The 20,822-nt window shown below is 65.4% G+C and carries 13 protein-coding genes and 3 pseudogenes; 12 read left to right on the top strand and 4 right to left on the bottom strand.

The features are described 5' to 3' along the window. Positions 1-43: 43 nt before the first annotated feature. The 8 genes from FRANEAN1_RS35085 to FRANEAN1_RS35060 all read left to right on the top strand — a co-directional run bounded on the left by FRANEAN1_RS35085 (position 44) and on the right by FRANEAN1_RS35060 (position 10,274). On the top strand, positions 44-1,198 hold the full coding sequence (locus FRANEAN1_RS35085) for a sugar ABC transporter substrate-binding protein (RefSeq protein WP_198145414.1): 1,155 nt from the start codon (positions 44-46) through the stop codon (positions 1,196-1,198). A 171-nt stretch (positions 1,199-1,369) separates the two neighbouring features. Next, on the top strand, positions 1,370-2,377 hold the full coding sequence (locus FRANEAN1_RS35080; protein WP_020464422.1) for an ABC transporter permease: 1,008 nt from the start codon (positions 1,370-1,372) through the stop codon (positions 2,375-2,377). Between the two features lie 8 nt (positions 2,378-2,385). After that, positions 2,386-3,201, top strand: coding sequence for a sugar ABC transporter ATP-binding protein (locus tag FRANEAN1_RS35075; protein WP_049795842.1), 816 nt, complete (start codon positions 2,386-2,388; stop codon positions 3,199-3,201). 106 nt (positions 3,202-3,307) lie between these two features. Next, positions 3,308-4,267 (top strand): carbohydrate kinase, encoded by a 960-nt coding sequence (locus FRANEAN1_RS40130; protein WP_020464420.1) that lies wholly within the window; start codon positions 3,308-3,310, stop codon positions 4,265-4,267. 378 nt (positions 4,268-4,645) lie between these two features. Continuing rightward, on the top strand, positions 4,646-6,124 hold the full coding sequence (gene zwf / locus FRANEAN1_RS40125) for a glucose-6-phosphate dehydrogenase (RefSeq protein WP_020464463.1): 1,479 nt from the start codon (positions 4,646-4,648) through the stop codon (positions 6,122-6,124). Beyond that, positions 6,121-7,953: a phosphogluconate dehydratase gene (gene edd / locus FRANEAN1_RS35065; RefSeq protein WP_020464418.1), complete on the top strand. Its 1,833-nt coding sequence runs from the start codon at positions 6,121-6,123 to the stop codon at positions 7,951-7,953. The genes zwf and edd overlap by 4 nt, the downstream gene beginning before the upstream one ends. Then, positions 7,950-8,621 carry a bifunctional 4-hydroxy-2-oxoglutarate aldolase/2-dehydro-3-deoxy-phosphogluconate aldolase gene (gene eda / locus FRANEAN1_RS40120; protein ID WP_020464417.1) on the top strand — a complete coding sequence of 224 codons (672 nt, stop codon included), beginning with the start codon at positions 7,950-7,952 and terminating at the stop codon, positions 8,619-8,621. The genes edd and eda overlap by 4 nt, the downstream gene beginning before the upstream one ends. Positions 8,622-9,053: 432 nt before the next feature. After that, positions 9,054-10,274 carry an AbfB domain-containing protein gene (locus FRANEAN1_RS35060; protein ID WP_347176891.1) on the top strand — a complete coding sequence of 407 codons (1,221 nt, stop codon included), beginning with the start codon at positions 9,054-9,056 and terminating at the stop codon, positions 10,272-10,274. Between the two features lie 128 nt (positions 10,275-10,402). On the opposite strand, the pseudogene FRANEAN1_RS40115 reads toward FRANEAN1_RS35060, so the two are convergent. Continuing rightward, positions 10,403-11,061, bottom strand: a pseudogene (locus tag FRANEAN1_RS40115) (histidine phosphatase family protein). 336 nt (positions 11,062-11,397) lie between these two features. Next, positions 11,398-14,211, bottom strand: a complete 2,814-nt coding sequence (gene aceE / locus FRANEAN1_RS35050; protein ID WP_020464414.1) for a pyruvate dehydrogenase (acetyl-transferring), homodimeric type — start codon at positions 14,209-14,211, stop codon at positions 11,398-11,400. A gap of 430 nt (positions 14,212-14,641) precedes the next feature. Here aceE and FRANEAN1_RS35045 point away from each other — a divergent pair, with 430 nt between their 5' ends. The 3 genes and pseudogenes from FRANEAN1_RS35045 (at position 14,642) to FRANEAN1_RS35040 (ending at position 16,124) form a co-directional block, all read left to right on the top strand. Further along, entirely contained in the window at positions 14,642-14,968 is a 327-nt protein-coding gene (locus FRANEAN1_RS35045; protein WP_020464413.1) for a LacI family DNA-binding transcriptional regulator, read from the top strand. Continuing rightward, a pseudogene (locus FRANEAN1_RS40110) lies at positions 14,952-15,196 on the top strand (DDE-type integrase/transposase/recombinase); the annotation flags it as partial. The gene FRANEAN1_RS35045 and the pseudogene FRANEAN1_RS40110, both read left to right, overlap by 17 nt. Before the next feature lie 55 nt (positions 15,197-15,251). Further along, the gene (locus tag FRANEAN1_RS35040) at positions 15,252-16,124 is read left to right on the top strand and encodes a shikimate dehydrogenase (RefSeq protein WP_020464412.1); all 873 of its coding nucleotides are present in this window, start codon (positions 15,252-15,254) and stop codon (positions 16,122-16,124) included. A gap of 327 nt (positions 16,125-16,451) precedes the next feature. Here the strand turns inward: FRANEAN1_RS35040 and FRANEAN1_RS35035 are convergent. Both FRANEAN1_RS35035 and FRANEAN1_RS35030 read right to left on the bottom strand, forming a co-directional pair. Further along, a pseudogene (locus FRANEAN1_RS35035) lies at positions 16,452-17,440 on the bottom strand (integrase core domain-containing protein). A gap of 98 nt (positions 17,441-17,538) precedes the next feature. Next, the gene (locus FRANEAN1_RS35030; protein WP_020464410.1) at positions 17,539-18,135 is read right to left on the bottom strand and encodes a DoxX family protein; all 597 of its coding nucleotides are present in this window, start codon (positions 18,133-18,135) and stop codon (positions 17,539-17,541) included. 1,230 nt (positions 18,136-19,365) lie between these two features. Between FRANEAN1_RS35030 and FRANEAN1_RS35025 the strand changes: the two genes are divergently transcribed. Beyond that, positions 19,366-20,769 carry a serine hydrolase domain-containing protein gene (locus FRANEAN1_RS35025; protein WP_020464409.1) on the top strand — a complete coding sequence of 468 codons (1,404 nt, stop codon included), beginning with the start codon at positions 19,366-19,368 and terminating at the stop codon, positions 20,767-20,769. Positions 20,770-20,822: the final 53 nt, after the last annotated feature.

The raw sequence follows: 20,822 nt of genomic DNA, 5'->3' as shown, positions 1-20,822 counted from the left end.
GGAGCAACGTAGGCGATGGGGCCGGGTCGCAGGGAGGCGTCACGTGTCCGACAAGATAGCAATGCCGCGATCAGCAGGGCCTGATGGGGCTCGGAGCGCGGTGCCGTTAGGCGGCGTGACGACCGTCACTGATGTGGCCCGGCGGCCGCGTCGTCGCCCGGTGCGTGGTTGGTGGCGGCGGTGCGCATCCCTCTTTGTGCTGCCCGCTGCGGCAGCACTCGTGCTATCTGCCTGTGGCAGTTCGTCGGACGGCAGCGCGAGCGGCGGGACGGACCAGGTGGTCGTTGGCCTGATCACCAAGACCGACACCAACCCGTTCTTCGTCAAGATGAAGGAAGGCGCGGAGAAGGCGGCTGCGGCCAAGGGCGTCAAGCTGCTCACTGCGGCCGGCAAGTTTGACGGCGACAACGCCAGCCAGGTGACCGCCATCGAGAACATGGTTGCCTCGGGGGCCCGGGGCATCCTGATCACGCCTAGCGACACGAAGGCGATCATCCCCGCCATCGCGAAGGCACGGGCGAAGGGCGTGCTTGTCATCGCGCTCGACAGTCCCACGGATCCGCAGAGCGCGGTGGATGCGCTGTTCGCGACGGACAACTTCCAGGCCGGGGTCCTGATCGGCGAATACGCCAAGGGCATCACCGGCGGCGAGCCGGTGAAGATCGCGATGCTTGACCTCGCGCCCGGCATCACGGTTGGCACATTGCGGCACAACGGCTTCCTATCCGGTTTTGGTGCGGTAGACGTGGCTGACACCGCGAGCGAGCCAGTAAGCGCGGCGAGCGTGGTGTGTAGCCAGGACACCCAGGGTGACCAGGCCAAGGGTCAGGCAGCTATGGAGACCTGCTTGCAGAAGGACCCGGGCATCAACCTCGTCTACACGATCAACGAACCAGCTGCGCTCGGCGCTTACACTGCGATAGCTGCCGCCGGCAAGGAGAATGACGTCACAATCGTCTCCGTCGACGGGGGATGCACAGGCGTCCAGGCAGTGAAGGACGGCAAGATTGCCGCGACGTCGCAGCAGTACCCGCTGAAGATGGCCCAGCAGAGCGTGGACGCAGTCATTGCCTACGCCACCGACGGCACAAAGCCGTCCGGGTACGTGGACACCGGTGTCACCTTGATCACCGCCAAGCCGGTGGACGGTATTGATTCGGAGAACGTCCAGTTCGGTCTCGATAACTGCTGGGGTTGATGGCTCCGAACGCCTCGGCATGACGCGCGGAGGCCGCGTACAGCCTCATCAGCGTGCCCGGCGCAAGTTGGCACGCTAACTGGACGGTTCGGCCGGGCGGTGGGACGTCTCACCCGCCGTCCGGCCGGACTCAGAGTAGCTGTAGTCCCGTCTGGAGAACGAGGATCCGTCATGGCATCAACGAAGGCTGCCGGGGCTGAGATAAAGCTCCGTGGCAGCGTCGGCTCATTCGCCAAACATGCACCGGACCTGACCACCCTCGGCCCGGTGATCGCCCTGGTGCTGGCCGGATTATTCTTCAGTATCAAGTCCGACCGGTTCCTGACCGGCGGGAACTTTTCCCTTATTCTCCAGCAGGTCATGGTGGTCGGCACCCTCGCGATCGGCCAAACCCTGATCATCCTGACCGCCGGCATCGACCTGTCCAACGGCGCCATCATGGCTCTGGGTAACGTCCTCATAACGACGCTCGCGGTCGATGCTGGGCTCAACCCATTCCTGGCGATCGGTCTCGGTCTACTGGCCTGTACCGCCTTTGGGCTCCTCAACGGCGGTTTGGTTACCACGATTCGGCTGCCACCATTTATCGTCACACTCGGTACGTTAAATATCGCTTTCGCGTTGACTCATATCTACTCCAATGAGGAGACTATTTCCGACCTACCCGCAACGCTCACCTATCTTGGGAAGACGTTCACCGTCGGCCAGACAGAAATCACCTATGGTTCCTTGCTAATGCTCGCCCTGTTCGGAATCACTTGGTGCATTCTGACCCAGACTTCCGCCGGTCGGCACATCTACGCCGTCGGTGACAACCCTGAGGCTGCCCGCCTAACGGGCATCCGGACCCGGCGGGTCGTTCTCACCGTCTACGCTGTCGCCGGCCTTATCTACGGCATCGCATCCCTGCTGCTCGTGTCCCGTACCGGCGTCGGCGATCCCAACGCAGGGCAGACCGACAACCTGGACAGCATCACGGCTGTCGTGCTCGGCGGAACCAGCCTGTTTGGCGGCCGCGGCAGCGTGGTCGGCACGCTCCTGGGCGCGCTCATCGTCGGCGTTGTCCGCAACGGCCTGCAGCTCATCGGCACCAAATCCATCTACCAGGTGCTCATCACTGGCATTCTGGTCATCCTCGCCGTGGCCATTGACCAACTCGCTCGCAGGAGGAAAGCATGAGAGGCACTATGGATTACCTTGCGCCGCAAACCGTCGAGAGCGGGCGGAAAGACATTGTACTCGAAGCCCGTGGCCTGGTGAAGCGATACGGACAGGTCACTTGCCTGGACGGCTGCGACTTTGATCTTCGCGCCGGCGAGGTGCTTGCCGTCATCGGCGACAACGGGGCTGGCAAGTCCAGTCTGATCAAGGCGCTCTCCGGCGCTCTCGTCCCAGACGAGGGCCAGATCCTGGTCGACGGTGACCCGGTCCGCTTTCATAACCCCACCGATGCCCGTCGGTATGGCATAGAGACCGTTTATCAGGATCTCGCGGTCGCGCCCGCGTTAGACATCGCGACCAACATGTTCCTGGGCCGCGAAATCCGACGCAAAGGACCACTGGGCCGCTACCTGCGGATCCTTGACAAGCCGGCGATGAAGCGCCAAGCCGAGCAGGAAATGAGCAAACTGAAAATTGGCCTCCGATCGATGACGAGCCCGGTCGAGAACCTCTCCGGCGGTCAACGCCAAGGAGTCGCCGTCGCCCGAGCAGCGGCCTTCGCTCAGCGGTTGGTCATTATGGACGAACCCACAGCTGCCTTGGGTGTCCGGGAAACCGGCCAAGTCCTCGACCTCATCCGGCGCATCCGGGACCGCGGCCTGCCGGTCATCCTCATCAGCCACAACATGCCAAATGTCTTCGAAGTCGCGGACCGCATCCACATCCAGCGGCTGGGGCGGCGGGCTGCCGTCGTACTACCGACGGAGTGCACCATGCCCGAGGTGGTAGCCATCATGACCGGCGCAACATCCACAGTGGGGCCCGCTCCTGCAGGAGCGTAGCCACGATCCCGTAAGAACTAGCCGTACACCTGCCGCGGCCAGTGTGGACAAAAACGGCCATCGCACCATGGCCGCATATCCGAGCTATCCGAAGGAGGACAAGCCAGTGACCGGTTACGTCGCCGTGGTCGGAGAGAATGTCGCCGACGCCGTTGTCCAACCAACGGAAACACCCAACGGTGCGATGCGGTGGCAGGTCTTCCCAGGGGGCAGCCCCGCAAACACGGCAGTTGCCCTCGGCCGGCTTGGCACGCCGACCAGATTCCTTAGCAGGCTGCCCTGCGGTGTCCTCGGTGGGCTGTTTAAGCGACGTCTCGATGACTCCTCGGTCGATCTATCGTTGAGCACGTGGTCGGACGAACCCGCGACACTCGCCATCACGTCGGTGGAGAACTCGGCAGCGCACTATGAATTCTACGCAACTGGGACCGTAGACTGGCAGTGGCGCCCGGACGAACTGAACCCGGCGCGGCTACGGGGAGCATCGTGTATCCACGCCGGTTCACTCGGACTGGTCATGGAGCCTGGGGGTCGTATCGTCGAAGAGCTCTTGGACTCCATCCGGGAGCACGCTACAGTTTCCATCGATCCAAACGTACGCACCACACTGGTAAGCTCAGAACATTACCAGTCAAGATTGAAGGAATGGTACCGACTCGCAGATATCTTCCGGATCAGTGAGGACGATCTTACCCACCTAGCTCCGGGATTCACTCCCGAACGGATTATCGGCGAACTCAACGAAACCGGAGTACAACTCGCCATCGTCACCCGAGGCGAAGCAGGTGTACTCGCATCCTTCCGAGGCACCTTGATCGACGTTCCGGCAGTACCCACCGAGATCGTCGACACTATCGGCGCAGGCGATGCCTTCTCTGCCGGCCTCCTGCACTGGCTCCATCAGAACGGCCATCTCGGCGGTCGCCTGGAGCGCCTAGACCAGCAAGGAGCCCGCAGCGCCCTCATATTCGCCTCCCACGTTGCTGCACTGACCTGCGCGGCCCCCGGCGCCGATCCACCATGGAACCGACATCTGACCCCGGCCGTCAGGAACCTCCTGCGATGACCAACTGATCGGTTCTTATACCGACATGTATCGCCCGATAGCCGGTTAGACCCGGCATCGAATGGTCGAGGGCAGGCTCGTCTGCTACACAGTAGGGTCGACCATCAGATCCTATCTATCACGACTTGTGCAAGTATCAGGCGTTAGTCCCTTTAGGGATACAGTTGGAGTGACGCCGGATCGAGCTCGACATCTCCTGGATCGAGTCACGTGGTTTCCGGTGTCGCTGGTGTGTAATTGACTGCTGCCACATCGGCGCCTCACGGTTCCCATCCGGATAACTTCTCGGTCGGCAACAAACGAGGTACTGACATGCAGAACCTCACTCACGCACAGTGCGACAACCCGCACGGCAGGTTCATTTCGATAGGAGAACCCATGCCGCAGCTTATGTCGGTTGCCCCCTGCGAGATAGTAGTCTTCGGCGGCACAGGGGATCTGGCGATGCGCAAACTGATGCCAGCGCTGTACCACCGCGACCGAGACGGGCAACTCACCCCCGACTCGCGGGTCATTGCCGTGTCCCGGGCCGGACTCGATGATGCCGGATACCGCGACAAAGTTGATTCTGAACTGCGCCGGTTCGTCCCGGAGCTAATACACGAGCCGGATGTCCTAGCTCGCTTTATCCAACGCCTGCACCACATCACGGTCGACGTGGCGGAGCACAGCACCTGGGATGAACTGCGGACACTTCTGGCGGACGGAAAAGACCATGTGCGCGTCTTCTACCTTGCCTGTGCCCCACAACTGTTCGGGCCAACCTGTGTAGGCTTGCAAACCAACGGATTAGTGACCGATAACTCCAGGGTGGTCCTCGAGAAGCCACTTGGGCATGATCTGGTCTCCGCGCGCCGGATTAACGATGAAGTCGGTGCGGTTTTTGCTGAGGAACAGATATTCCGTATCGACCACTACCTCGGTAAAGAAACCGTCCAGAACCTCCTTGTGCTACGCTTCGCCAACTCCCTTCTTGAGCCGCTGTGGAATTCTGGTGCGATCGACCATGTACAGATTACGGTCGCAGAAACAATTGGCATCGGAGGGCGCGGCGACTATTACGATGGCTCGGGTGCCATACGTGACATGGTACAGAATCACCTTCTGCAACTGCTCTGTCTGGTGGCGATGGAACCACCCAGCCGACTTGACCGCGAGGCGGTCCGCGACGAGAAGCTAAAGATTCTCCAGGCCCTATCCCCACTGACACTCGGTGACGTGGAACGGTGCGTCGTCCGAGGACAGTACACGGCCGGACTCGTAGAGGGAGCTCCAGTTCCTTCTTACCAGGACGAAGTTGATGGGAGCACGAGTACCACCGAGACGTTTGTGGCGCTGAAGGTCGAGGTCCAGAACTGGCGCTGGTCCGGGGTACCCTTCTACCTGCGTACCGGCAAGAGGCTAGATCGTCATGCATCGGAGATCGTGGTTCAGTTCCGACCGGTACCACATTCAATCTTCCCGGGTATCAAGGATGCGATTTCTCCTAACGCTCTTGTGCTGCGGCTGCAACCTGACGAGGGCGTACGCCTCCACTTGATGGCCAAAGAACCGGGCCCGGGCGGCGTGCGACTGCGTCCAGTCCACCTCAACCTCAGCTTCGCCGAGACTTTCAAGTCACGCCTGCCCGATGCCTACGAGCGGCTACTCATGGACGTCGTTCGTGGCAACCCGACGTTGTTCATGCGACGCGACGAGGTCGAGGCCGCATGGGCGTGGGTGGAGCCCATCCTGGCCGCTCTGGCGGCGTCAATTGACTCACCGAGGCGCTACGCAGCTGGCACTGGTGGACCTGCTGCAGCGATCGCATTGATCGAACGTGACGGCCGCACGTGGCATGAGGAGGTAGCAGAATGAGTGTGAACACGGTCCTGCACCCGGTTGTCGCTGAGGTGACTGAACGGGTCGCCGCTCGCAGTGCGGCAACTCGCGAAGCCTATCTCTCCCGCGTCCAGGCAGCAGCCCAGGCGGGCCCGACCCGGGGCAGTCTAGGGTGCGCTAATCTTGCGCACGGCTTCGCTGCATGCGCTCCGGCAGACAAGATCGAACTCCGCGGAGCGGCCAAGCCCGACATTGCAATCGTGTCAGCATACAACGATATGCTCTCCGCCCATCAGCCTTTTGAGACCTATCCCGCGGTTCTCAAGCGTGCGGTGAGCGAGGCTGGTGGTGTCGCGCAGTTTGCCGGCGGTGTGCCCGCAATGTGCGATGGCATTACCCAGGGCCGTGCGGGTATGGAATTGTCCTTGTTCAGTCGTGATGTGATTGCGATGGCCACGGCGGTGGCGCTGGCGCACGACATGTTCGACGGCGTGCTACTACTCGGGGTGTGCGACAAGATCGTCCCCGGGCTCGTTATCGGTGCGCTGTCCTTCGGTCACCTACCGGCCATCCTTGTCCCTGCCGGGCCGATGACCTCCGGGTTACCCAATGCAGCCAAGAGCCTCACCCGCCAGTTGTACGCCGAAGGCAAGGCCAGTCGACAGGAGCTCCTCGATGCGGAGGCAGCCGCCTATCACAGCGCGGGAACGTGTACGTTCTACGGCACGGCCAATACCAATCAGCTGCTCATGGAGATCATGGGCCTGCACCTTCCAGGTGCCAGCTTCGTCAACCCGGATACTGCTCTGCGTAACGCCCTCACCGCCGCTGCCGGGCATCGGATTACCCAGCTGACCACTCTCGGCGATTCCCACACGCCAATCGGCGAGATTATTGATGAGCGCGCGATTGTAAACGGCGTTGTTGGCTTGCTTGCCAGCGGCGGTTCGACGAACCACACCATGCATCTGGTCGCGATTGCCGCTGCCGCAGGAATACGGTTGACCTGGGACGATTTCGGCGCCCTGTCGGCTGCGGTGCCATTGCTTGCACGGATCTACCCCAATGGCCCTGCCGACGTGAACCATTTCCACGCAGCCGGAGGCACAGCGTTCCTCATCAGCGAACTGCTGGACGCAGGCATGCTGCACGGTGACGTCCGTACCGTCGCGGGCGACGGCCTCGATCACTACCGGCAGGAACCGGTCCTGGTAGGTGACGAGCTCCTCTGGAGAAGCGGGGCGACAAAAAGCCTCGATGGGGACGTGCTGCGCCAGGTTTCCCACCCATTCGCGCCCGACGGCGGTTTGCGTATGCTCAGCGGCAGCCTCGGTCGGGCGGTAGTGAAGACGTCTGCGGTGCGAGCCGAACATCTCCTCACCCAGGCACCAGCGAGGGTTTTCGACGACCAGGCAGAATTCCTTGCCGCATTCGAGGCGGGCGAGCTTAGCGGTGATCTCGTAGCAGTCATCCGTTACCAGGGCCCACGCGCCAACGGCATGCCTGAGCTTCACAAACTCATCCCGGCCCTCGGCGTACTGCAGGACCGCGGCCACAGGGTTGCCCTCGTGACAGACGGAAGGATGTCCGGCGCTTCGGGAAAAATTCCTGCCGCGATCCATGTCACTCCGGAGGCAGCTGCGGGCGGGCCAATCGCCCGTGTACGAGACGGCGACGTCATCCGGCTGGACGCTACGACTGGTTCGCTCGAGGTGATCGGCACTGATCTCAGTGATCGTGAGCCCACGGAGAAGTCACTTGCCTCGGACACGGGGATAGGGACCGGACGCGAGCTCTTCGCTGCGTTCCGGAGCGTTGTCGGCCCAGCCGACTCCGGGGCCAGCGTGCTGACGGTAACGGCATGACCTCGATCTCACGCCCTTCGTCCCTGCTCAACATCGCGCCAGTGATACCCGTCGTCGTCGTGCATGACATCCGAACAGCGGTGCCGCTCGCCCGTGCTCTCGTCGCTGGAGGCCTGCATATCCTGGAGGTGACACTACGCACCGACGCAGCCCTACAGGCGATCGAGTTGATCACGGCGGAAGTGCCGGACATTCTCGTTGGCGCTGGAACGATCACCTCAAGCGATCAGGCAAGGCAGTCCGTGGACGCCGGCGCACACTTCCTGGTCAGCCCCGGATGCACCGACCGGCTGCTAGACGCGATGGACGACAGCGGCCTGCCTTATCTACCCGGTGTCGCTACCGTCTCGGAGATGCTTAAGGTTCTCGACCGCAGGAAGGTCGAGATGAAGTTCTTCCCCGCCGGGGCTGCAGGAGGCATCCCCTACCTCCAAGCGGTAGCGGGACCGCTACCACAAATCCGATTCTGCCCGACTGGCGGCATCACCGCTGCTACGGTTGGGGCCTATCTGGGCGAGCCAAATGTCGGATGCGTCGGCGGATCTTGGGTGACACCACCCGATGCCATCTGGGAAGGCGATTGGAAACAGATCACGCAACTTGCCCGCGGCGTGGCATCATGGCCGAACCGAGACGGCATGGGCCATCGGTCAATGCCACTTAAGTAAGGCCGTTTATCGTGGAAGCGTCCCAACCCGCAGCCTTTCTGGCTGCCCAGCGGTCCCCGAATACTGTCGCGTCACCCCAGCCGATCGAGTCGCTTCCCTCAGGAAATCGGTGTCTTCCGTGATCGGTACCGCACCCGGATTCCCGATCTCCTTTACTGAGTAGTTACGGATGTCGTCAATATCCCAGTCCGCAGTTAGAAACGGATGGTTTACACGCCCAGCACCCGCCGGTAGCGCCTCGTATGTCGCTGCCGTCCCGTTGTTACAGGCGCTGAGGGCAAAGTCTTGATCGTTAGTCCTGACCATCGACGATGGAACCTGAATTATCTGCGTCCGTCCAAGCCCACGGCCCCGGCCCCGGAGGCTACACTCAGCCTGACAGGAACAGAAAGTGGAGGCCTCCCCGCACTCGGCAGGACATCCCGATACACGATGACGGCGTGTATCCAGGCCAGCGACAGCACCATGTATGTGTATGAGTCCTCGGACGCCACCGGGTTCGGGCTGCTGAGGGATTCCGGATACACACCCCCATGGGGAATGGTTCGCGATCCCAGCATCATGCGGCACACCGACGGGATGTACTACGTCGCCCACAGCACTGCTCGGGCCGGAAACCAGATCGGCCTCGCCTCAAGTACCGACCGAGTCAGCTGGACCTTCCTCGGCAACGTCACGCTGACGGCGTCCCGAGTCGGAAGTGTCTGGGCCCCAGAATGGTTCATCGACGCCGATGGCAGCGTCAACATAATCGTCTCCCTGCGGTTCGGTGGCAGCGCACGGGGCGCTTTTCGGCCGTACAAGATAACGGCAACGGACTCCTCTCTTACCACATGGAGTATCCCGACGCCGTTGGTTGGCTTACCTGCAGGTTCCATCGAACTGTTCATTGTCAGGGTCGGATCGACGCGCCACGCATTCTATAAGAATAGCCGTTCGATGCGTATCGAGTTGGCGAGCGCGCCTAGCCTCACCGGCCCATACACGATCTGGAGATCGCCGGACTTTGTCGCCGGGGACGGCCAGGGGCCGGCTCTTATACCCCTGGACAACGGCGGTTGGCGACTATATTTCGAGCATTGCAGGCAGGGCGGAGTCTGGTTTATCGACAGCTATGACACCTTTCGTACCTGGTCCGCACCGGTCGAGCTTCCGGGACTGACCGGTGTCGTGAAACATCTGACCGTTGTGAAGGAGGTGGTCGCGGGTGGCCCGACCCTTCCCCTGGGCAGACTTTCGCTGAGATCGGCCGATCTCGGGCACCAGTACTGGCGGCTGGTCGACGACATCGGCTGTATAGAGGTGGTTTCGTCGGTCAGCAGCACCGCTGTCCGACGCGAAGCGACCTTCACCGTCGTGCGTGGCCTCGCCGATCCAAACGGGTTCTCGTTGCGCGCATCCGACGGCCGGTTCTTGCGACAGGACGGATCCCGGCTGCGGCTGGGCGGGTTTGGCGCGACCCAGTCCTTCGACCGAGATGCCACGTTCGTGGTCCGACGTGGCTTAGGTGCCAGGTCAGTGGCCCTAGAATCCTATAGCCATCCGGGCCGGTATATTCGCCGTGGCGGCCGGGAACTCTGGATTGATCTGTATAATGACAGCTACCGCTTCCGCGCGGAGACCTCCTTCGCCATCACGGACGCCTGGTCCTGATGAACCGTCTTTCCGGTACCCTAGACGATCAGGCTTTCTGGAATATCCGTCCCCGAAATGACCTAGCGTCACATAGCAGAAACGCGCAGGTCGCCACCCGAATCGGGGTTCTGGAGCCCCGCAGGCTGTCAGAAGGACATTCTGCCAGGAAGTGGAAGGTGCTTCGTCGTAGCTTCGACGGTCGGGTAGGCGGCTGCCGTGGCGTTCCAGGCCGTGATTACGGGGCGGCCGTGCTCAGTACCGAGACAACTGACGGCCCCTGTGTCGAGGGCGAAAAGACCTCCCGCCGCAGGCGGCAGGCCCAGCCGGCGGGCGGTGAGTACGCGCAGGAAATGGCCGTGGGCCACGAGAACCACATCTCCCGCATTCGAGTCCTGGAGGGCCGTCGCGATGCTGGCCAGGACGCGGTCCGCGCGGACCGCGACCTGCTGCGGGCTTTCCCCGGGGTGGGCGTCCGGCCCCGCTGGGACGCCGTCCGTCCACAGATTCCAGTCGGGCCGGGTGCGGTGGATGTCGGCGGTGGTGATGCCCTCATAGCTGCCGTAGTCCCACTCATGCAGGTCGTGGTCTACCTGTATGTCGGTAAGGCCGGCAAGTTCGGCGGTGTGGGCTGCACGCTGGAGGGGACTGGTCAGGGCGAGCGCGATGCGGCGCCTGACGAGCAGTGGCGCGATGGCGCGGGCCTGCGCTCACCGCGCGCGGTGAGCGGCAGATCCGTATAACTGGTGTGCTGACGCGAGAGGGCCCACTCAGTTTCGCCATGGCGGACCAGGACGAGCTCACCCATGACAGGAAACCTTCTTTCTAGATGAATGAGACCCCGTAGGAGGAGGGGTGGGGGACTTTAGCAGTGGGCCCGCGCGAGCCCGGCGCTGTCGATCAGCCCCACGTCCTGGCTGTCGGCGACCGTGACGACCCAGGCGTACACACGGTGGCTGCCTCCACCGAGACGCTCGCGGTATGCGGATGCCGCTGCCGATAACGAAGCCGGTTGGCCGAGGCTGGAGATCAGGTCAGCGGGTGTCTGGTCGACCCAGCAGCCTGCCTACTCTCGAAGAGTTCGGGGGTAGGCAGGTTTCCCGTGCGAGTGGCTTCGGTGACATGGCTGACCGGCCGCGCCTGGTCAGCCGGAGACTGGCTGGTCGTTCTCTTCCGTGGCGCCGTTGCCGAGAGCGGCCTCGTTGGCGCCGTCCTTGCGTAGCCCGTACCGGCGGATGGCGTCGTCCACGGTGGCCTGCTCGACGTCACCTGTTCGTGTCAGTGCCTCCAGGGTCGCCACGACCACGGACTCGGCGTCGACGTTGAAGTGGCGCCGTAGGGCCGCCCGGGTGTCGGAGCGGCCGAAGCCGTCGGTGCCCAGCGAGGTGTACGGCTGTGGCACCCACCGTGAGATCTGGTCGGGGACGGCGCGCATCCAGTCCGAGACCGCGATGACCGGGCCTGGTGCGCCGTTCAGGATCTGGCTGATGTAGGGCACGGCTGGCGGCTGCTCGGGGTTGAGCAGGTTGCGCCGCTCGCATACCAGTGCTTCCCGGCGCAGTTCGTTCCACGAGGTCACTGACCACACGTCGGCGGCGATGCCGTAGTCGGCCGCCAGCATCTCCTGGGCGGCCAGCGCCCAGCGCATGCCGGTACCGCTGGCCAGGAGCTGTGCCTGCGTCGTGGTGGAGCTCTCGGTGGCCCCGTCCTCGACCGGCCCGGTGGGTGTCTCCTCGCCGCCGGTGAGCGCGTCGGCGGTACGGAACCGGTACATGCCGGCGATGATCTGGGTCGGGTCGACCCCGGTCGGCTCGGCTGGCTGCGGGACCGGCTCGTTGTAGACGGTCAGGTAGTAGAAGACGTTCTCGTTCCGCTCGCCGTACATCCGGTCGAGGGCGTCGCGGACGATGTGGGAGATCTCGAACGCGAACGCCGGGTCGTACGACACGCACGCCGGGTTCGTGGATGCCAGCAGTAGCGAGTGGCCGTCCTGGTGCTGTAGGCCCTCGCCGTTCAGGGTCGTGCGCCCCGCGGTGGCGCCGAGTAGGAAGGCCCGGCCGAGCTGGTCGCCGAGCGCCCACATCTGGTCGCCGGTCCGCTGGAAGCCGAACATCGAGTAGAAGACGTACACCGGGATCATGTGCTGGCCGTGGGTGGAGTACGCCGTCGCGGCGGCGATCACCGAGCCCATCGAACCGGCCTCGCTGATGCCCTCGTGCAGCATCTGGCCGGACTCGGACTCCCGGTAGGAGAGCAGCAGCTCCCGGTCGACGGCCTCGTAGCGCTGCCCGTGCGGCGAGTAGATCTTCGCTGTGGGGAACATCGCGTCCATGCCGAACGTGCGCGCCTCGTCCGGGATGACGGGCACGAACCGGGCGCCCATCTCCTTGGTCTTCATCAGGTCCTTGAGTAGGCGGACGATGGCCATTGTCGTGGCCACCGGCTGCTTGCCCGAGCCCCGCCGCAGCTCGTCGAAGATCGACTTTGGTGGCTGGGGGAGGGTGCGGGCGTGCACCACGCGGCGCGGGATCGATCCGCCGAGCCCCGCCCGGCGTTCCCGCATGTACTGGATCTCCTCGGAGTCCGGCCCCGGGCGGTAGTACGGCGGGAGGTTGCCGTCCAGCGCCGAGTCGGGGATTTCCAGGTAGAGCCGGTCGCGCAGCTCCTTGAGCTCGGTCTTGGTGAGCTTCTTCATCTGGTGCGTGGCGTTGCGGCCCTCGAAGTCCTTGCCCAGCGTCCAGCCCTTGATCGTGTGGGCGAGGATCACGGTGGGCTGACCGGCATGCTCCGTGGCCGCCTTGTAGGCCGCGTACAGCTTGCGGTAGTCGTGCCCGCCGCGGGAGAGCTTGCTGAGATCCTCGTCGGCCAGGTCGGTGACCATCCGGCGTAGCCGGGCGTCGGCGCCGAAGAAGTGCTCCCGGATGTAGTCGCCTGACGAGGTCGAGTAGGTCTGGAACTGGCCGTCGGGTGTGGTGTTCATCCGGTGGACGAGGACGCCGTCGGTGTCCTTGGCGAGCAGCGGGTCCCAGTCACGGCCCCAGACGACTTTGATGACGTTCCAGCCGGCGCCGCGGAACAGCGACTCCAGCTCCTGCATGATCTTGCCGTTGCCGCGGACCGGCCCGTCGAGGCGCTGCAGGTTGCAGTTCACCACGAAGATGAGGTTGTCGAGCTCCTCGCGGGCGGCGACCCCGAGGGCGCCGATCGACTCCGGCTCGTCCATCTCGCCGTCGCCGAGGAACGCCCACACCTTGCTGCGGGAGGTGTCCTTGATCTGGCGGTTGAGCAGGTAGCGGTTGAACCGCGCCTGGTAGATGGCGTCGATCGGGCCGAGGCCCATCGACACTGTCGGGAACTCCCAGAAGTCCGGCATCAGCCGGGGGTGCGGGTAGGACGACAGGCCGCCCGGCTCGCCCTCGCGGCGGAACGCGTCCAGCTGTGCCTCGGTGAGACGGCCCTCGAGGAACGCGCGGGCGTAGATGCCGGGGGAGGCGTGCCCCTGGATGAAGATCTGGTCCCCGGAATCGCTGCCGGGGGAGGAGGTCAGGTGGTCCTTGCCCCGGAAGAAATGATTGAAGCCGACCTCGTACAGGCTCGCGCTCGAGGCATATGTGGCGATATGGCCGCCGACATTATATTCCGGACGGTTCGCGCGGCTGACCATGATGGCGGCGTTCCACCGGATGTACGCCCGGATCCGCCGTTCGACGTGCTCGTCGCCCGGGAACCAGGGTTCCTGCTCGGGGGGGATCGTGTTGATGAAGTCGGTGCTGGTCAGGCCCGGTACCCCGACCGCCTTCTCGCGTGCCCGTTCGAGGAGTTTGAGCATGAGGAACCGTGCCCGGCCTCGCCCGGACTCCTCGATCACCGCGTCGAGCGACTCGAGCCATTCGCTGGTTTCGGACGGATCGATGTCCGGCAACTGGCTCGGGAGCCCGTCGGTGATGACCGTTCGCATTAGTATCCGAACCTTCTCGCTCGGCGGAGGTTTGTCGAGATTTCCATGGAGATTCGTGACGCCCCACTTGCATCGGGGAGTGTGGATAGTCCGTTATTGCTGGTAGGCACGAACATCCTCGCCAGAGCGATGCTGTGGCGGAGCGTACTGGTCAGATGAGCCCGGATGAGGCGCAGTGGTTGCTGCGCCGGGCATCATGGCTACCACCTCGGGCATGGTGCACCGCCGTCGGCAGCGCGACTGCAGCCCGCCATCCCAGCCACTGGATGCGGTCCGCGACTTCGAAATGTGACGCCTCCCTGCGACCCGGCCCCATCGCCTACGTTGCTCCGGGGTTGCGCCGGAATGTAGCTCGGGTCACAGTAGGAGCGCAAGCGCTTGCGCGAACGTTTGCCCAACTTCTCGTCGGGACGTCCGGTAGGGAGATCGCATGGTCAAGATGGCGGACGTGGCGAAGATCGCGGGCGTCTCCGTGTCCACGGTCTCGCACGTCCTCAACGACACGCGGGCGGTGCGGGCCGAGACCCGCGCGGCCGTGCTCGCAGCCATCGAACAGACCGGTTACACACAGAACACGATCGCGCGGGCGCTCGTCACGGCCAGCAGTGGCCTGATCGGCCTATCGATCCCGGTGATCACCAACCCCTACTTCACCGACGTGATCCACGCGATCGAGACGAACGTGTCGGCCACCAGCTACACCCTGATACTCGCCGACTCGCGCGAGGACCCCGAGCAACGTGTACCGGGCCGTTGACCAGTCAGTCAGGTCATCGATGTCCTCGTCAGCGACCATCGTGACCAGGCCGCGGCCCGGTGGTTCTTCACCGCCGCGCTGGCCCAGGGTCGTCGGCCGGCGGAGGTCACCAGCGACAAGGCCCCCGTCTACCCGCGGATCCTCGACGAGTTGCTGCCCGAGGCCTGCCATGTCGATGCCCAGCGGGAGAACAATCGGATCGAGTCCGATCACAGTCGGCTGAAAGCAAGGGGCCTGGCACGCTCCGCCTTCCCGCAACGCAACACCCCCACCTGGAGGATCGGTGTCCGCGTCGTCCGACATCAACCCGTTAAACTTCCTCAGCATCCTCACCGGCTCCTTCGCTACGCCGGCAGGCGAGAACCCCACCGCGGCGATGATCGAGTCGGCCTATCGACACCACCGCATCGACGCGTGCTACATCAACTGCGAAGTCGCTCCCGAGGCTCTGGGGGATGCCGTACGCGGGGCCCGCGCAATGGGGTGGGTCGGCTTCAACTGCTCGATCCCGCACAAGGTCGCGGTGATCGAGCACCTCGACGGCCTCGGCGAATCCGCCACGATCATCGGCGCCGTCAACTGCGCCGTCCGCCGCGACGACGGGTGGATCGGTGAGAACACCGACGGGCAGGGCTTCCTGACCTCGCTGCGCGCCCAGGTCGATCCCGCCGGGCAGCATGTCGTCCTCTTCGGTGCTGGCGGGGCCGCCCGCGCGATCGCGGTCGAGACCGCGCTGGCCGGGGCGGCATCCATCACCGTGGTGAACCGCGGCACCGGGCGCGGCCGTGAGCTGTCCCGGCTCATCGCGGCGAAGACACCCACGGCGGCCGAGTTCGTCCGGTGGGACGGGCCGTATCAGGTACCCGAGTGGGCGAGCATCGTGGTGAACGCGACGTCGATCGGGTTGTTCCCAGACGCCGATGCCCGGCTGAACCTCGACCTGGACAGCCTGCGGCCGCACATGCTGGTGGCCGATGTCATTCCCAACCCCCCGCGCACTCGGCTGCAACGGGATGCGGCCGAGCGCGGCTGCGTTACCCTCGACGGACTGGGGATGCTGGTCAACCAGGGAGTCATCAGCATCCGGCACTGGCTCGGTGTGGACGTCGACCCAGCCGTGATGCGCGAGAGACTGGCAGAAATACTCGGATCTTGACGCATCAGCGTGTGGGACTCTGTTGCCCAATTCGACTACGCAGCGACTGCCGGAAGTGCTGTGCCGAGCGGCTCGCTCTCCGAGGTGCCAGCCGCGTCCCCACACGCGACCGCGGCCCTGTCGATGGATCAGCGCTGACTGCTCGCGACTGGGACGGCAGCGCGGCCCAGTAGAGAGACCGCACGCGCTCGTGGACCGGACTGCGGGGCGGGGGGCCGCCCGCCCCGCCCGGGTCGGATCTGCGTGCTGCGCAAGCTGTGCGTCCGTCCCCAAGTCCCGTGATCCTGTGGGGTGTCAGAACTCGGTCACCGGCCCTGACCTGGGGTTTTAGGCGGCTCGTTCGTATTCGTTGATCAGGCCGCCGAGGACAGGCTGGCGCTTGATCCGTTCCTTGGTCAGGTCGGTGACGGGGTGGTCGGGTCGGGGTGGTTGAAGGTCGCGGCTGCGGTGGGGTCGCCGTCCGTTGTAGTGCCGTGCGTACTCGGCCAGGACGGTGCGCAGATGCCGTTCACTGAAGATCAGCATCCTGTCGGTGACCTCGGTCCGGACCGTGTGGACGAACCGTTCCGCGTAGGCGTTCGCCCGGGGGGTTCGGGGTGGGATCTTGACGGTGGTGATGCCGGTGCCGGCGAGGACCGCGTCGGACGAGGCGGTGAACTGGCCTGCCCGGTCGCGGATCAGGAATTGGAAGTCGGCTGCCCGGTCACCGAGGTCCATGAGGAGGTTCCGGGCTTGTTGGGTGGTCCACGGGCCGTCCGGGTGAGCGGTGACCCCGAGGATGTGGACGGTGCGGGAGGCGACTTCCAGGACGAAGAAGCAGTACAGGCGCCGCAGCGTCACGGCGCAGTCCACATGGAAGAAATCGACTGCCATCATGGTCGCGGCCTGGGTGCGCAGGAATTGCCGCCACGTCGTGTCGGTCTGCCGCTGGGGCGCCGGCGGCAGACCGAGGGTCTTCAGGATCCGGCGGATCGTGGACGCGCTGACCTGGTGGCCGAGTTTGAGGAGCTCGCCTTGGATCCGCTGGTATCCCCATGTCGTGTTCTCGGTCGCGAGCCGCTCGATCAGTGCGGCGATCTCCGGGCTGACCGGAGGTCGTCCCGTCCGCCGCGGATGGGTCCACTTCTGTGTGATCAGACGGCGAGCACCGCCCGGTCTGCCCAGTCCCACCGGGGCTTGGGCTGGGTGCGGCGCAGCACCGCGACCTCGTGCCGCAACACGAGCAGCTCGATGTTCTTCGACGCCGACGAGCGGCCGAGGAGGACCAGCCAGCCGCACACCCGCACGAAGATCAGATAGAGCAGGCGGATGGACATAGCTGACCATCATGCCGGCAGCCCGCTCCGCCGCATCATCCCAGGTCACAGGCCCAGGCCGACTTCTGGCACCCCACAGGCCACGCTGGCCGAGGATGTCAGCTGACTGCCAGGACGATGGCGGCGCCGAGGCTGCCGAGCCCGACGGCGAACGCCATCTCGGGCAGCCCACCGTCGCGCCGCCGGAAGAGGCGGTCGAGCGCGAGCCGCCCCGCGCCGATCGCCGCTACCGCGGTCGCGACCACCGCGATACACAGCGGATACTCCATGCCGCCGTCGGTTGCCCACAGTCCCCGCGGCACGGTCACGATCATCGCATTGATCATCACGCCGATCACGGCCGCGGCCGCCAACGGAGTCAGCAGGCCCGCGGCCAGGCCGAGGCCGCCGAGGAGTTCGCCTGCGCCGGCCAGCCCGGCGAAGAAGGTGCCGGGGTGGTAACCAAGCTGGGTGAACCCGCTGCCGGTCGCGGTGAGGCCCTCGCCGCCGAACAGGCCGAAGAGCTTCTGCGCGCCATGTCCGGCGAGCAGCAGGCCGAAGGTCATCCGCAGGAGCAGCAGCCCGAGGTCGCCGGCGGACACGGCCGCGGGACGCGCGACGGGGCGGGACGCGTCGGGTGGGGCTGGGGCGGCGGGTAGGGCCGGGGCGGCGGGTGGTGGGCGGTGGGGCGTCCGGTGCCGCTCGAGAAGTTTCATGTCGAGACCTCGATTCAGAGGCACACATAGTGATGTTCTGGTCGCTAGGGGTTCTGCCCGCGGCGCCGGGCCGGTACCAGCACGCCCATGTCATCGATGACTGCCGTGGCGATGCCTCTGAAGAGGACCGAGTCCGGTCATCCGGTATGTAGCCGGGCTACACGTTTGCACCTCTGGTCATGCCCACTACCTGGGCGCGCCGACCGATACGGATTCCGGTGGATGGTGGTTGGGGCCGCGCCATCATCACGATGTGCTGGTGCTTGCGATCGAGCGGGAACAATGGGCGAAGTCCGGCGCACGGCTCGCCCGACGGCTGCGGCGTCACGGCGACGCGGTGGCAGTCCGGTCCGACCGTCGCTGAGGGTGCGGCCGACGACGCCCCGGAGGACCGCCGGCTTGCCGTCAGGACGGCGAGAGCACCCGCAGACTCGCCGTCGCGCCAGTCGCCGAGTCGCCACCAGGACACGGCGGTCGTCACCATGGTCCGCCGCACGTACGCTTCGCGGCCCTCAGGAGCGACACGGTCACCTCGTAGCCAAGTCTTGACCAGGGCCGTCTGTACCAAGTCCTCCGCCCGGCCCTGGTCCGCGACGAGCAGGTAAGCGAACCGGGTCAGATGTGCGCCTCGCTGCGCGGACGAACTGGTCGAAGTCGTCCTTGGAGGGTTCCTTGTTGGATTGATCATCACGATGGATGTTCTCGTTACGACCCTTCGGGCGCCCGTCGCCGTCGTAGAGGAGACGGTTGTCCTGGTCGTCGACCACCTGTTGACCTCCAGCCGCCGTACTCATCCCTGATACGCGAGCACGGTCCGAAAGGTTGCCAGGCGCCGCCGCATTTTGTAGGTACCGGACGTACGGCACACAGGTGGCGTACCGACGGCCTCCCTTGCCGCCGGGGGCACCAGCCCGAACCACCCTTGGTCTGTCCGAAGCCCTTCACCGCGGACCGGCCCGGCAGCGGCCATTTTCCGCATCTGGCCTACCCGGCCGAATTCGCCGAGCTCATAGACCACATCGCGCCCTTGCCCTGAGGGCCGTGGGAAATGGTCACGGTGTCGGTCGGGGTCAACGGCCGGCCCATTGCGGCGATAGTGAGCCCCGTCGGTCCTCCTCGGCCGCTGCCTACCGCTCGGATGGCCCTGGGTCGACCGCGGGATCATGACGGTGTGCCAGGTCGACGCGCGGTGAAGAATCTTTCGGGGTGCAACGCGAGGAGGAACGAGCGATGACTTTGCCGTCCGAGGGGTTGCTGCCGGGTACCCGCCGCGCCTTGCTGCACCGGCTGGCGGTCGGGCAGGCGGAGGGGCGCACGCCCTCGCTGGTCGGCGCGGTCGTGCGCGGCGGCCGGCTGGTCTGGGCCGACGGTCGGAGCATGATCGACGGGCACAGCCCGGACGCCGACGTCCAGTACCGGATCGGCTCGATCACGAAGACCTTTGTCGCGGTGCAGGTCATGCGCCTGCGTGACGAGGGCGTACTGGACCTGGCCGATTCGCTGGACCGTCACCTGCCCGGCACCGCGGCGGGGCCAGGGGCCGGGGCCGGGGCAGGGGCCCTGACGATCGCCCAACTGCTCGGCCACACCTCGGGCCTCGCGTCCGAGCCGCCCGGTCCCTGGTGGGAACGCACGCCTGGAACGCTGCGGCCACTGCTCGACGACGTGCTCCACGAGCCGGCGGTACGCCATCCGGCGGGCCGCCGCTTCCACTACTCGAACCCCGGGTTCGCGCTGCTCGGAGCGCTGGTCAGCCGGCTGCGCGGACAACCGTGGGGCGATGCGCTGCACGAGGAGGTGCTGGCGCCGCTCGGTTTGACCCGGACCACGCTCTCCCCGCAGGCACCGCACGCCGGCGGCTTCGGGGTGCATCCCTGGGCGGATGTGATGGTGCCCGAGCCGTTGGAGGACACCGGTGTGATGGCGCCGGCGGGTCAGCTCTGGTCGACCGCCGCCGACCTGTCCCGCTGGGCCGCGTTCCTGGCGCAGGGCGACAAGGCCGTTCTGAGCGCCGACACCCTCGCCGAGATGCGCCAGCCGGCGTCTGGCCCCGACGAGGCGGACGACTGGGCCACCGCCTACGGGCTCGGCCTGCATCTACGACGACAGAACGGCCGACTGCTGTACGGCCACAACGGCTCGATGCCGGGATTCCTGGCCACCCTCCTGGTGAGTCAGCGCGACGACGTCGCCGCCGTCGTCCTGGCGAACGCGACCGCTGGGCCGGCGGTGGCGCTGATCGCCGCCGACCTGATCCGGATCGTCGCCGAGCACGAACCGTGCATCCCGGACCCGTGGCGCCCGCTGCCGGCCGTCGATCCGGAGCTTCTGGCGCTCACCGGCCTGTGGCACTGGGGCCCGTCGCCACACCTGCTGCACCTGCGCGCCGACCGTGGGCTGGAGCTCATCCCGCAGGGCCAGTCGGGCCGCGGCGCCCGTTTCCGTGCTGAGGCGGACGGCACCTGGACCGGGCTGGACGGGTACTACGCGGGTGAGACGCTGCGCGTCGTCCGCGCCCCGGGCGGCGCCGCCAGCCACCTGGACATCGGCACATTCGTGTTCACCCGCACGCCCTACGACCCGGACGCGGAGATCCCCGGCGGCCTCGACCCGGGCGGCTGGCAGACATACTGACATGCGTTCCAGGACCACGGTCCGAGCGTCGGTGCCAGACCGCGGCCGCCAGG

The organism is Parafrankia sp. EAN1pec (assembly GCF_000018005.1).
Lineage (GTDB): Bacteria > Actinomycetota > Actinomycetes > Frankiales > Frankiaceae > Parafrankia > Parafrankia soli.
Note: the sequence above shows the minus strand (reverse complement) of the source record. Positions and strands in the feature narration are given on the sequence as shown.